Consider the following 12933-nt stretch of genomic DNA (forward strand, 5'->3'; position numbering starts at 1 on the left):
ACTATCATTATTAAATTAATGGGAAAATCTTTGCAGCAATCATAATTGTAATTAGGCCAACAATGCCCATGATGGTGAGCAAGGGCGAAAAGGTTCTCAAGGCTTCCTTTTCCGTCAGGTTACTCATTTTACATACAATCCAAAATCCACTGTCATTCATCCATGGAACGAGTTTAGAACCACAAGCAATGGCTAATCCAAGGTATAAATGATGAAAATCTAAACCTGTGGTAGACATTCCTGATAAAATCCCTGAGGCAGTAATCATGGCCACAGTAGCTGATCCCTGAGCTGTCCTAACAAGTGCTGTAATGAAGAATGCCAAAGGAATTAAGGCCATTTGGTAACCAGAAGTCAGGTCAGCAATTCTCAGGCTAATTCCCGTTTGCTGTAGCATCGCACCAAAAGCACCACCTGCAGCTGTAATTAAAATGATTACTCCACCGCTGGTCAATGCAGATTGAACAGCACCTTTCATTCCATCACTGGCTTTGCTTCTTTGGAGAAATAAGGTCAATAGTGCTGCCATTGCCCCCATTATCAGGGCCATGTTTTTCTCACCAAAGAACTGAAGAAATTCCAGGAAAACATTGTCGCTTCCTGCTGCATTCACATCCATAAAGGTTTTGACGGTAGCACTTCCCGTAATTAGTAAAAGTGGCACCAAAATAGGTGACAAGGAAATGCCCAATGAAGGTAATAGGGATTCATCTTTGTTGGCCAAAGCTTCAATTTCACTTAAAGGAGCATCCAATGATTCCCGCAATGGAATAGGATTCCGCTTGTTCACCCACACCGCAAAGAAATAACCAGCTGTAATGGTAACGGAGCCCACGAGGAAACCTCCGACCATCATCATCCCAATAGGAATATCCATTTCTGCAATGAGGAACAAAGGACCAGGAGTGGGAGGAACCAGTGAATTCGCCATGGCTGCACCGGCTGTAATACACAATACCAGCAACAAATAACTCTGCTTTAGTCGCATGGCCATGGCTTTGGCCAATGGGATCATTAGGTAAAAGACCGTATCAAAGAAAACCGGGATGCCAAGGAAAAAACTTCCACTTAAAAAGGCCAGAGGTGCATTTTTCTCACCTGTTACCCCCAAAATCGACCTGACAATTCTTTCTGCTGCTCCACTCATCAACATGGCTTTGCCTATAATCGCTGCCATGGCTATCAGAATACCGATTTTACCCACTGTACTCCCAAAAGCAGAAGCTATTCGCTCTCCTATGGAAGTATTCGCTAAGGCATTTGCAGCCGCTTCGGACTGCCCTTTGCTTAAGGCAAATTCAACAATAGCTGCGGTAGGTGTCAACCATGCCACAACCAATGCTGCTAGAATAAGTGCAATGAAAGGATTAAACTTCCCACCAATAATGCCACCAACAACGATGGCCATACCAATTACTAAAATAATTAAAGGGTCATGTAGCATCTACTTACTCTTTTTTTATTTTAGATGAATTCAGCTTGCTGGCAAGTGCCCTTGCACCATTGGCTACAAAAGTGGCATCTGCCCCACAGGCAATAAGTTGAATTCCCATGGCATTGTACTTTTCAAAGTCAATGGGATCAAAAATCAAAATACCTACAGCCTTGCCTGCATTTTTTGCTGCTGCAATGATTCTCTTTACCGCTTCCACAAATAAGGGATGCGATAAATCGCCATCTATTCCCAGTGCCATGGTAAGGTCTGCCGGACCAATAAAAAGCACATCCACTCCGGGAAGTGCTGCTATCCCATCCAATTCCTCCAAAGCTTCAACTGTTTCGATCTGTATAACGCCAAGTAAATTATCCAAGGTCCCTTCTTTATAGGCGTCAAAATTCTTCCCAAAGCCAGTTGCTCTAACCATTTTGGCCACACCTCTTACTCCCATGGGTGGATAATGTATTCCTGCAATGGCAGCTTTGGCTTCAGCAGCAGATTTGATACGTGGAACCATCACTCCATTGGCTCCCAGATCAAGTACCCGGTGGATTCTTTCTTTTTGGTAGCTTTCCACTCTGACCAATGCTGCAGCAGGTGTATGTTCCAATGCCTGAAGCTGGTGCAAAAGATCCGTTTGCTCTCCTGCCCCATGTTCCAAATCTATCAGGACCCAGTCATAACCTGATGATCCCACAATTTCTGCGGTTACAGAACTGCCCAGATTTAGCCAACAACCAGCCAATGTTTCACCAGCATTTATTCTTTTTTTTATTTTTTTCATTTAAGCTATACTTTCTATAACACGAAATATAAAAGGTTTACAAACCATGCTATTCCGTACTTGATTGAATATCAACCCCTTTGAAGTAAGCCGGATTATGCAATAGGCATTCTATTACATAATCCGGTTTTAGTTTTATTGAAAAATAGGCAATAAAAATTCATTGTCTACTCAATTGGTTTTTATTGATTTACATCCCACCAAACTCTAGTATCAAGAATATCCGGCCCCATTCTACTGGTTGCGAGATCTACGTTTTCTTTATTTACAGTTAACTCGGAGTCAGGATAGGTTAGTCTTCTGATAAAGTCTTCATTTTTAAGGTCACTACCTGGGTAAGGATTAGGATCTACGTCAGGATAACCTGATCTTCTAAAGTTTGCCCATGCTTCATGGCCAATTAGATAAGAGGACATCCAATACTGGGTATTGATGAGCTCAAGTTCTTTACCAGCTTCCAAAGGATGAGCAGCTATATAAGCATCAATTTCGTTAGAAGAAATAGCCGTATTATTGCCCCACAATGCCATTTGTTCCATATGTGCTCTTATGCCATCATGGTACAATTGTTCAGCATCCCCAGGGGCCCAACCACGAAAAGCAGCTTCTGCCCATAAAAGCAATGTTTGAGAATAGGTTACGAGAAAATTTGGTGCTTCAGGATTTCCCATTCTACTTCTATCCAATTGTGTATAATCAAACAAGCTCGCCAACCCTGCATCCTCTACTACAGGAATAATGGTGGTATTGTCATAGCCTTGTGGCATTCCAACCTGCGCATCAAAATCCCTATTGGCATTTTCTTCTACCTGGTCATTACCGCTAAGCGCACCTATATACCTTACCCCAATGGAAGTCAATCTGGGATCGTTATTGGACTGAAGGAAATCAACAAATTCTTGATCCAGATAGTAAAATGGTGCTTGCCCTCCATTAAGGTTTGTACCTACACCATTTCTATAATCTGCATTGTGACGTACTACAGCATTGTCATCGTTGGACTGCATCAAGCCACCGCTTACTGCTTTGCTGGCATAAGAAGCAGCTGAAGTAGGATCAACTTTTGACAAACGCATACCGGCACGGAGCATTAATGAATTCCCTAACCTTTTCCACTGTTCCACATTTCCACTGTACATTACTTCCTGCCCTATTGCATCCTTAGATGCATCTAGCCCTTGCACTGCAGCTTCTAAGTCACTTAATATTCCAGCATAGATACTTTCTTGAGAATCATACTTTGGAAAAACCAAGCCATCGATGTATCCTTTACCAGCTTCTGAATAAGGAATGTCTCCATAGGTATCAGTTAAGGTCATGAATGTATGTGCTTTCCAAATTTGAAGAATATGTTTAAGATTAGTTCTTTCTGGCATGGATTCAAGCCTGGCCAATCCATCAATTAGGTTTTTCAATACGGTACGATAGCCCGTATTCCAGTTTCCTTCAGTGGCTGCTCTATTGTCCTGATTTAAATTGCCTCCAGTTCCTACTCCTTGAAAGGGAGTTATCATTTGTCTGACTATAGTTACTTCATAAGTCAAGTTATTGTACCCTGGAGAACTAGAGATTATGGCCTGATTCAATTGAAAGGCGGGGTCTATAGAAGTAAGCCGTACGGGGTTAGTGTTCATTTCATCAAAGCCTGAATCACAGGAGAACAGAATGAACAGTAAAATAATGGGATAGATATATGATTTTTTAGACTTTTTCATCTCTGATAATTTTAGTTGTAACACATATTTGATTGGATGTCGTAAAGCCATTAAAACTTCACATTTAGATTGAACCCAATACTTCTTGTAATAGGTAATCCAGTAGCTTCCAAACCAGCACTATTATCTGAGATAATACCGTTTTGGTCAGGATGAATATGTGGTACCCATTTTTTTATTACAGCTACATTGTTCGAAACAACATTCAATTTCAATCCTTTAATAAAGTTATTTTGAGGAATCAAGCTACTTAAGTCATAACCAAGTGTTAACTGGCGAAGTTGCCAAGAACCTGCATTGAAAACGGATTGCTCAGACATTCTTCCAGAACGAATGGTCTCATAAAAAGTCTGTACAGGCGCTTGGGCTGTATTTACTTCTCCATTAGGATTTACACCGTCTCCTACTACATAACCCACATCTCTTCCAATTAATGTGGCTTTATCCAATCCATGCCTATAAGCATTTGTATGGGTTCCTGAGATCAATTTATGTCCCAACTTAAAGTCTATCAAAAAGGAAAAGCTAAGATTTTTATAATTGAAGCTATTGGTAAATCCTCCAACCCATACAGGTATGGCTGAACCAAAATTCAATTGCTCATTAGATCTTAATGGACGTCCACTGTTGGGATCAAAAACTTGTCTTCCCTGATCATCTCTAAGGTAACCCCATCCATACAATTGGGCCATAGGCTTGCCAACTTCTTGCCTCAATTCTCCATGAAATTCTGCTGTACCTACAGTGATAAAAGTTCCTTCTACATCATCTCCAAGACTTAATACTTTGGATTTATTATATGAAGCATTGGCCCCAAAATTCCATTCAAAATCCGAAGTTTTTATTGGAGAAATGGCAGCATACATTTCCAAACCTTTGTTCTCACTTTCCCCTACATTAATCAATTGATTGAGATAGCCAGATCCATCAGAAATTTGCGCTTGCAGAATTTGATCGGAGGATAACTTGTCATAATAGGACATTTCAAAACGAAGATTGTCAAATAGTGTCATTTCCAAACCTATTTCCTTTTCAGTGACTCTCATTGGCCTCAAATTGGAATTTGGTACTACAGATCCGCTAACTGAGCCTACCGGTTGGGCGATGCCATTGGAATTAGGGAATTGTTGTTGATTGATATTGTAGAATAGGTTATTGGCATAAGGCTGAACATCTGTATCACTACCCACTTCAGCATAAGCCAATCTGACCTTACCAAATGAAATCCAATTGGGAAGGTTTTCAAAAGCCTGAGAGAAAACAAAACTACCAGTAACAGATGGATAAACGATACTCCTATTGGCCGGAGAAAGTGTAGAAAACCAATCGTTTCTAACCGTTCCATTTAAATAAAGGAAACCTTTCCATGACAATTCAGAACTCGCATACAAGGAATTAACTTGTCTTTCAGAAATACTGTAATTTGTGGTGATTTTACTTGCATTCCCAATGGTATAAAGATCACGGGTGTAAAAATTCTCTCCCAAAAGGGTGTTTACATCCAGCCTTCTGTACATCTGGTTTCCTCCAAGATTAACCATCAATCCAAAGTCTCCAAACGTCTTGTTCATTCCCAGAAGGAAATCTGTGTTTACTTCTCTAAATCTTCTTATGTCTTGTACGTATTGACCATTTACGAATCCTGGAGGTGGGGAGGATTGTCTTTGCGATCCTGTAGGTAGGTTGTATTCTGAATCTCTGGAATAGAAATCTTGTCCAAACCTACCCTGTACATACAACCAATCAGTAATGTCATATTTGGCAGTAACATTTCCATAAACCCTATCCCTTATGTTGTTTTCAAATCTTGAAAGTGCAAAATAAGGATTGGTTCTGTTGGTGAATCTGGAATAAGGGAATTCATCACCATTTTCATCAAAGGCATATTGCTCTAATAATGACAATGGCATAGAACTAGCTAATGTATAAATGACCACAGGGCTAAAATCCTGCTCTGCGATGTTTGGTGGGTTTATTCTATCTTCTTTAGAATAGTTGATATTTCCAGAGACGGTTAATTTTTTTATGTTTTGAGTAAAGCCCAGATTGATGGTTTTCCTATTGTAATTGGAACCAGGTAAGATGGCCTTACTGTCCATATTAGAAACTGAAAGGCTAAAACCACCATTTTCACCACCTGAAGAAAGGGTAATGGTATTTGAAAGTGTAGAGCCATTTCTGTAATAGTCCCTGATTTTATTGGGTTGGGCGGTATAAGGTACTTCTACCCCATCAAAAAGAATCTGGGTCATACCAGGTTCAATTTTTTCACCAAAACTCCAAACCCCTGAAACTGGTCGTGGAGAATTTGGTCTTATCCCACCTTCACCTTGTCCATACTCATATTGATAATCTGTAAAATCCAGTGGTGTATCATTGGTGTAATTGGTATTGAGTTCTATTTGAATCCCCGATCCTGAGGCCCTGTTTCTGGTCGTAATCATGATTACCCCATCCTTTGCTCTTGCTCCGTACAAAGCTGAAGCTGCAGCACCTTTCAATACAGACATTGAAGTAATGTCATCAGGATTAATACTACTTAAACCATCACCACTATCCGATTTTCTGTTGCTCCCTACTTCTGAAACATCCCCACTTACTCCGAAATTCGTATTGTCAATGGGAACCCCGTTCACTACGATCAAAGGCGAATTGTTTCCTCCAAAGGAAGAGACTCCCCTGATCCTGATTTTACTACTTCCCTGAGGACCTGAGCCCATGGAGGTAATGTTTACTCCTGCTACTTTACCCTGTAAGGAGTTGATGAAATTTGGCGTTCTGTTAATGGTCATTTCATCAGAGGCTACCGTAGAGGTTGCATAACCAAGACTTTTAGCTTCTCTCTTTATACCGAGAGCGGTTACCACTACTTCATCAAGTCCTGCTATGGCTTCTTCCATAGTGACATTAATAATAGATCTTCCGTTAACCTGTATCCTTTGCGTACTGAAACCAATATAAGATATCGATAATACTCCATCCTCAGGGACATTTAAAGAGTATTCACCATCTATATTGGTGATAGTACCTATGGAGGTACCGACAACAGAGATAGCAACGCCTGGTATAGGCTCACCACTATCGTCTGTGATTTTACCACTGATGGTAATATCTGCCTCATTCAATACTATCTCAACGTCGTTATTTTTGGTCCTATTCTCCAAAAATTTCACACTGATATTGTTATTAACTTGTTTGAAATGAAGGTTTTTCAATCTTGCAAGATCTTTTAAAATATCAGCTACTGAACCTTTGCTACGGTCAAGCGTAAGGACATCCTTATCTACTATTGCCTGATCGGTATAAAAAAACCTATAGTCGGTTTTACTTTCTATATTACTTAAAAGATCTTCTAAATTTCCTTCAAGGAAGTCCATTTTAATCTTAACGTCCTCAATACTCTTGACAGTATTGGCAGCCAATGCAGGTAGCATTGCGATTATGCTTAACAACCCTACGATCAGTAATCTAAACTTTAGGGCATTAAACTTTTTAAATAAAACTTGTTTCATGGGATTTTGGGTATTGGTTAGAACTAATTTTATTACTATCTATTTATTCATCTACTTTTTTGTGTTTATTGTTACTTGATTCTTATCGATTTCAGAGTTAAAATCCAAAGCATGTCCCAGCACTTTCAAAACATTGCTCAGGTAAGTGTTTTTTTGAAAAGTCCCATTGCAAGTACCTTTCGGGAGTTCTCCTGTTACGGTTATTTGAACCCCATACCAATTCTCTAATTTCTTTATTGCCCTTTCAATGCTTTCATTCTCAAAATGGAGAATGCCCTCTTTCCACTCAGAAATCGTTTCAGGATCTACCTTGTACTTTTCCATTTCATCATTGGAAGGAATAATTTTACTCCCTTCTCCAGGAGCAAGTAGTATCTCTTTGCCTGTGGAAGAATTCATTATTTTTAAAGCACCTGTAGCTAGTCCAATTTCAACGGATTCAGGATAAAGTGAATTTATATTAAATGAAGTGCCCAAGACCTGGGTTTTAACATGAAATGCCTCGACAACGAAAGGATGGTTTTTGTCTTCGTAAACTTCAAAAAATGCTTCCCCTTCCAAATACACATACCTGTTTTCAGGGAAGTTTTCCGGGTATTGAATTTTACTTCCCGCATTTAAATAAACCCAAGAGCTATCTGGTAATAGTATTTTGGACTTTATTCCCTTGGGATTTGATTTGCTTATCCATACCGTTTCAGGTAACTCCTTTATTTCTTTTCCTGTGAAATCAGGTATAAAATGCAAACTCTTTAGAATAACAATAATGGAAAGTAAACAGGCAGCATACTTTGCGAAGGTTTTGAATCCTGAAATGTTAATTATAGAAAACTTATTAAAAAAATCACTCTTTTTACGCTGAGGATTGCTAATTTTTGAGCTCGAGGAAGAAGATTTAGGAGTAGGATAAACTATTTTTGGCTTTTTTTCTTCTTGATCCGCCCAGGTCTTTTTAAGAAGTTTTTGAAATTTTTCTTTTCCCAAGTCACTTTCAAGAAAATGAAGAAATTCGACAGCTTCTTTCTTTGAAAGACTGCCTTCATGAAAATCTTGCCATTTCTTTGTAAAGTTATCCATTGAAAAACTAGATGTTTATATGGTATATATCCTCACTTACCTACATTTACTTACGTAATTTTAATTTTTTACATATTATTTAACTAAATAAAGTCATTTTTAAAAAATCATTACACAATCAACAGTTTAATTAATAAATTAATAACATCAAGAGGAATTCGTAGGGTATCAATTCCTTGGAAATCAATTGTTTTTTAAGTGCTTTAGTTGCTTTATACAATTGATTCTCTACCGTTCTTTTGGATAGATGTAGTTTTGCAGCAATTTCATCTGCTGTTAGATGTTCAGAAAACTTCAAAGAAAAAACTTCTTGTTGTCCCTTTGGAAGAGAGGCGATGGCTTTGGTGGAGAAGGATTTAATCTCTTCAAAAAGAATGGTTTCCTCTGTACAATTGTCTTCCTTCGCTATAAATTGGATATTGTATTTTTGATAGGCTATTTCCATAGCCTGTTTTTTGGATCGTTTAAATATCAGGGACCGCATTATTGTCAGTAAATAGGCATTAAAGGACAAGGTATTGTCCAATTGCACTCTTTTTTCCCACACTTTTAAAAATACTTCTTGAACTATTTCCTCGGCATCGTGCTGAGGGAGATACATTTTCTTACAAGTATTTAAAATTTTAGGAGCGAAAAGCTTGTATAAATTGTTGTAGGCCTTTTTATCTCCGGTCTGCAACAAGCCTACGAGCTCAGGAACGGATTGATTGTTATTCATTGAATAGGGTAAAATTAAAACATTACAACACAAGTAATGAATTTTTCGATAAATACACAATTATTAACCTAATTTCATCTATTAATTAGTATTTTGTATCGTTAATTAAAATTTTCAACAAATAAGATATATAATAGACAAAAATATAAAAAAATTCCATCAATTAATTGAATTAAATAGTTGATGAATTAATTAATATAAAATTTTATCTACATACAATCATTAATGAAACATAATTTTTCATTAGTATAGTTATAATTAACGAAGCACGTTACCAAAATTATTTGTTTGCGAATGCCAAATTAATAACCTATTACCACCTGTAAATGAACTAATTACATAATCAAAAATCCATTCCATTATCTGCACCATAATTATTTGCATTTAAACATTTTACAACCTTAACATTCTCAACCTAGATATTTAGAGGCCATGCATTTAAGAATGGGGACAACAAAGAGTGGTTTTGGATATAAAAATGGTGGGCCTTTCTTCGCTGGATAAAAACTGAATTTAACACAGTATAAATTGATTTTTGGTGTGAATTTCACCTTGAATTCAAACACCTGATACAATTAATGCCCAAGGTGCAATGAATAAATGACAATTTTAGAACGCTACATTTGGCGTAAAGGCATATTGGATTATGGTTAAGGTGCTGCTTAGAAATATTTTCAATTCACCTTTTCTAATAATAATATAGCCAAGCCCTATGCTTTATCAATTGCTTATGCTTAAATTTAAGGTTAGATCAATGAATAATAATCAAGGCATGAAAATTCAATTATTCGGAATTTCCAAGGACATTGTAGGACAAAAAGAGCTAGAATTCCCCAAAGACCCTTCAATAATAACAGTGTTGGATTTAAAAAAATGGTTATTGAAAAAATATCCCAGAATGGGAAGTCTAAGCAGTATCGGTATTGCTGTTGATTTAGAGTATGCTGATGACACCTTGGCAATTGGTAATGCAAAAGAAGTAGCCTTAATACCACCAGTAAGTGGAGGATAAAATGATACAAATAAAATTGGTTGATCAAATTGAGCTAAATGACATTTATTCTTTTCTCCAGCATCCTGAAGCAGGTGGAATGGATCTTTTTATAGGAAATGTAAGAAACCATGCCCAGGGAAAAGATGTTGTAAAATTAGAATTTGAGGCCTATGAACCGATGGCTATTTCGGAAATGAACAAATTGGCAGAAATGGCCGCAAAGAAATGGCCGCTCAAAAAAATTGTGATTGTTCATGCTTTGGGCGTAAAACAAATAGGAGATCCTGTGGTGGTCATTGGCACCTCCTCCGCACATAGACAAGACGCATTTGAATCTTGTCGGTTTCTAATAGATGAACTCAAGAAGACTGTTCCAATTTGGAAAAAAGAATACTTTACCGACCAAACGGTGTGGGTAAATGCACATCCTTAATCTTGGGAACTCGAAATTCCCAATAACAATTCTATGCAGCAAGAGCTAATTGATAAATACGGTAGAAAACTAGATTATCTAAGGTTATCAGTGACTGATCGCTGTAATTTTAGGTGTTATTACTGTATGCCGGAGGAAGGGATGAACTTTGTCCAACGGGAAGACCTCTTAACTTATGAGGAACTGGATTATCTCACAAAGATTTTCGTAAATCTTGGCGTTAAAAAGATAAGAATTACTGGAGGTGAACCTTTTGTAAGAAGGGGAATTTTAGATTTTTTAGAATTGCTCTCCAACAACAAAGGACTTAAGGAAATAACCTTGACCAGCAATGGGTCAATAAGCAAAGAACAAATCGGTAAACTTGCCATTCTTGGGGTAAAAAAAGTAAATATTTCTTTGGATTCCTTGGATCGAAAGCGGTTTCATGAAATCACCAGACGAGACAAATTTGATGAAGTAATGGCCTGTATTACCCAATTGTTGGACCAGAAGTTCATTGTCAAGTTGAACTGTGTAATTGATGGGAAGAAAAATATTAACGACATCGTCCCTTTCATCCAATTGACGGAAAAACATCCTTTATCAGTAAGATTTTTGGAAGAAATGCCCTTCAATGGAACCGATAAATTTGATATCCCTGAATGGAACTACAAAGCCCTTTACAATTATATTGAAGCCCAATTTCCCGGAATACAAAAAATCACAGACGAATCAAATAGCACTTCTATTAATTATCAGGTCCCTGGTTTTGTAGGTAGTTTTGGAATTATCCCTGCTTTCAGCCGTACTTTCTGTGGCACTTGTAACCGAATAAGGCTTTCTGCTACCGGAGAGCTAAGAACCTGTTTATATGGCCCTCCTGTTAGCAACCTTAGGGATGTATTACGAAGCGGTGCTGGAGATGAGGCATTGAAAACGACCATTCTTTTGGCGGTTGCGGGGAAAGCAAAAGATGGTTTTGAAGCTGAAAACCAAATCCCAAATGGCTCGAAAGAATCCATGTCATTTTTAGGAGGGTAAAAACTCTTTTATGAATTATTGTGAAGACAAATCAAACTGAATGATAAGCGTAGCAGAAGCCCAAAATATTATTTTAAAATATACCATAGAAGGGGAAACAGAAGGCATTGCTTTCGAAAATTGTCTCAATAGAATGCTTGCTGAAGGTGTTTATGCCGACCGGGATGCGCCACCTTTTAACCGGGTTGCTATGGATGGCATTGCCATTCAAAGCCAACAGTTAAGTAAACAGCAACGATTTTTTATCGAAGACATACAAGCTGCTGGGCAGGAGCAAAAAGTCCTCAAAAATCCTGAGAGTTGTCTTGAAGTGATGACTGGTGCTGTTTTGCCAGGCAATACGGATTGCGTAATTCCTTATGAAAAAATAACGATCAATGATGGAATAGCGGCATTGGATGGTACTGATCATAAGCCATTCCAAAACATCCATAAGAAAGGTGTTGATGCGAAAAAAGGAGATCAGCTGCTACCTGCTGGAACCTGGATTCACCCTGGCGTAAAAGGAGTATTGGCCACTACAGGCCTTACGCAGATTAGAGTAGAGAAATCACCAAAAATCATGATTTGCTCTACAGGAGATGAGTTGGTTCCCATTGAAGAAAAACCACTTCCCCATCAAATCAGAAGATCCAATGTTTATATGCTTCAGGCGGCGCTAAAAGATTTGAATATTGAGGCAAAAACCACTCACTTACCAGACGACAAGGCAAAACTTAAAACGGCCATAAAGGAATTGTTGAAGGATTACGATGTGTTGCTGTTTTCCGGAGCTGTATCCAAGGGGAAATATGATTTTCTACCAGTCGTTTTTCAGGAATTAGGCGTTGAAATACACATCCATGGCGTAAAACAAAAGCCGGGAAAACCATTTTTATTTGGAACAAAGGGGGGAAAATTCGTTTTTGGATTCCCTGGAAACCCTACCTCTACCTTAGTTTGTTTTCACGCGTACTTTAAATTGTGGTTCAAAAAGCATTTGGGCATAAAAGACAGCCTTACTTTTGGGTATTTAGACAAGGACATCGTATTCAACAAGCCCATTACCAATCATTTATTGGTGATCACCAGTACAGAGGGCGGCAAGCTACTGGCCAAGCCTATTGCTAATTCAGGTTCTGGGGATTGGGTACATCTGGCACTTGCTGATGCATTCTTGAGCCTTCCTTCGGACCAATCGGAGTTCAAAAAGGGAGAAATATTTCCCATCACCTTTTTGCACAGAAACAGCTTTTAGTC

General features: G+C 38.2%; 10 protein-coding genes. 4 read left to right on the plus strand and 6 right to left on the minus strand.

Going from position 1 to position 12933, the window contains the following annotated elements; genetic code table 11:
• Nucleotides 1-10: 10 nt before the first annotated feature.
• From AC0L7T_RS15135 to AC0L7T_RS15160, 6 genes are all read right to left on the minus strand, one after another.
• Nucleotides 11-1444, minus strand: coding sequence for a GntP family permease (locus AC0L7T_RS15135; protein WP_473336212.1), 1434 nt, complete (start codon nt 1442-1444; stop codon nt 11-13).
• Nucleotides 1445-1448: 4 nt separating this feature from the next.
• Nucleotides 1449-2222 (minus strand): HpcH/HpaI aldolase family protein, encoded by a 774-nt coding sequence (locus AC0L7T_RS15140; RefSeq protein WP_473336214.1) that lies wholly within the window; start codon nt 2220-2222, stop codon nt 1449-1451.
• A 182-nt stretch (nt 2223-2404) separates the two neighbouring features.
• On the minus strand, nt 2405-3937 hold the full coding sequence (locus tag AC0L7T_RS15145; protein WP_473336215.1) for a SusD/RagB family nutrient-binding outer membrane lipoprotein: 1533 nt from the start codon (nt 3935-3937) through the stop codon (nt 2405-2407).
• Nucleotides 3938-3987: 50 nt separating this feature from the next.
• Nucleotides 3988-7449: a SusC/RagA family TonB-linked outer membrane protein gene (locus tag AC0L7T_RS15150; protein WP_473336216.1), complete on the minus strand. Its 3462-nt coding sequence runs from the start codon at nt 7447-7449 to the stop codon at nt 3988-3990.
• Between the two features lie 51 nt (nt 7450-7500).
• The gene (locus tag AC0L7T_RS15155; protein WP_473336217.1) at nt 7501-8526 is read right to left on the minus strand and encodes a FecR family protein; all 1026 of its coding nucleotides are present in this window, start codon (nt 8524-8526) and stop codon (nt 7501-7503) included.
• A gap of 130 nt (nt 8527-8656) precedes the next feature.
• Complete coding sequence (locus AC0L7T_RS15160) at nt 8657-9244, minus strand: RNA polymerase sigma factor (protein ID WP_473336218.1); 588 nt, start codon at nt 9242-9244, stop codon at nt 8657-8659.
• 754 nt (nt 9245-9998) lie between these two features.
• Here AC0L7T_RS15160 and AC0L7T_RS15165 point away from each other — a divergent pair.
• The 4 genes from AC0L7T_RS15165 to AC0L7T_RS15180 are packed head-to-tail and all read left to right on the plus strand — an operon-like array spanning nt 9999 to nt 12931.
• Complete coding sequence (locus AC0L7T_RS15165; protein ID WP_473336219.1) at nt 9999-10256, plus strand: MoaD/ThiS family protein; 258 nt, start codon at nt 9999-10001, stop codon at nt 10254-10256.
• Nucleotide 10257: 1 nt separating this feature from the next.
• Nucleotides 10258-10671 carry a molybdenum cofactor biosynthesis protein MoaE gene (locus AC0L7T_RS15170; protein WP_473336221.1) on the plus strand — a complete coding sequence of 138 codons (414 nt, stop codon included), beginning with the start codon at nt 10258-10260 and terminating at the stop codon, nt 10669-10671.
• A 33-nt stretch (nt 10672-10704) separates the two neighbouring features.
• Nucleotides 10705-11694: a GTP 3',8-cyclase MoaA gene (moaA, locus tag AC0L7T_RS15175; RefSeq protein ID WP_473336222.1), complete on the plus strand. Its 990-nt coding sequence runs from the start codon at nt 10705-10707 to the stop codon at nt 11692-11694.
• 40 nt (nt 11695-11734) lie between these two features.
• Entirely contained in the window at nt 11735-12931 is a 1197-nt protein-coding gene (locus AC0L7T_RS15180) for a molybdopterin molybdotransferase MoeA (protein ID WP_473336224.1), read from the plus strand.
• Nucleotides 12932-12933: the final 2 nt, after the last annotated feature.

It is taken from the genome of Cyclobacterium sp. 10D3-21 (genome assembly GCF_055809755.1).

What these genes read in the sequence shown, in the direction of transcription:
- AC0L7T_RS15140 (WP_473336214.1), bottom strand. Translation starts at nt 2,222, where the DNA reads ATGAAAAAAATAAAAAAAAGAATAAATGCTGGTGAAACATTGGCTGGT.
- AC0L7T_RS15170 (WP_473336221.1), top strand. Translation starts at nt 10,258, where the DNA reads ATGATACAAATAAAATTGGTTGATCAAATTGAGCTAAATGACATTTAT.
- AC0L7T_RS15135 (WP_473336212.1), bottom strand. Translation starts at nt 1,444, where the DNA reads ATGCTACATGACCCTTTAATTATTTTAGTAATTGGTATGGCCATCGTT.
- AC0L7T_RS15145 (WP_473336215.1), bottom strand. Translation starts at nt 3,937, where the DNA reads ATGAAAAAGTCTAAAAAATCATATATCTATCCCATTATTTTACTGTTC.
- AC0L7T_RS15160 (WP_473336218.1), bottom strand. Translation starts at nt 9,244, where the DNA reads ATGAATAACAATCAATCCGTTCCTGAGCTCGTAGGCTTGTTGCAGACC.
- AC0L7T_RS15165 (WP_473336219.1), top strand. Translation starts at nt 9,999, where the DNA reads ATGAATAATAATCAAGGCATGAAAATTCAATTATTCGGAATTTCCAAG.
- AC0L7T_RS15180 (WP_473336224.1), top strand. Translation starts at nt 11,735, where the DNA reads ATGATAAGCGTAGCAGAAGCCCAAAATATTATTTTAAAATATACCATA.
- AC0L7T_RS15150 (WP_473336216.1), bottom strand. Translation starts at nt 7,449, where the DNA reads ATGAAACAAGTTTTATTTAAAAAGTTTAATGCCCTAAAGTTTAGATTA.
- AC0L7T_RS15155 (WP_473336217.1), bottom strand. Translation starts at nt 8,526, where the DNA reads ATGGATAACTTTACAAAGAAATGGCAAGATTTTCATGAAGGCAGTCTT.
- moaA (WP_473336222.1), top strand. Translation starts at nt 10,705, where the DNA reads ATGCAGCAAGAGCTAATTGATAAATACGGTAGAAAACTAGATTATCTA.